The 517-nt window shown below is 41.2% G+C and carries 1 rRNA gene; it reads right to left on the bottom strand.

What is annotated here, in order from left to right:
* A 23S ribosomal RNA gene (locus EII42_RS12235) occupies positions 1–292 on the bottom strand; the annotation flags it as partial.
* Between the last annotated feature and the right edge of the window lie 225 nt (positions 293–517).

The following is a 517-nucleotide window of genomic DNA, read 5'->3' as shown; positions in this document are numbered from 1 at the left end:
CTAATATTATTGTTATCACTTACTGGCTCTTCCGCTTTCGCTCGCCGCTACTTACAGAATCTCGGTTGATTTCTTTTCCTCGGGGTACTTAGATGTTTCAGTTCTCCCGGTTTGCTTCGTTACTTTATGTATTCAAGTCACGATGATAGGTTCTTCACCTATCGGGTTTCCCCATTCGGATATCTTGGATTAAACGCTTCTTATCAACTCATCCAAGCTTTTCGCAGATTAGCACGTCCTTCTTCGCCTCTGATTGCCAAGGCATCCACCTTGTGCGCTTAGTCACTTAACCATACAATCTTGAGTATTTTCAAGATGTATATCAATAAACTATAAATCATTACTTAGCCACCTTTTATCAGCTAAGACTTTTTCTACTCAGACTTTCTTTCGAAAATCTCTCAGTTTTCAGCTTGTTTCCATATTGTTAAAGAACACAGATTTCTCATTAAGAGTTATCTTTAGATGGCGTCCCCACGGGGATTCGAACCCCGGTTACCGCCGTGAAAGGGCGATG

This window comes from Tessaracoccus sp. OH4464_COT-324 (genome assembly GCF_003932855.1).
Classification (GTDB): Bacteria; Actinomycetota; Actinomycetes; order Propionibacteriales; family Propionibacteriaceae; genus Arachnia.
Note: the sequence above shows the minus strand (reverse complement) of the source record. Positions and strands in the feature narration are given on the sequence as shown.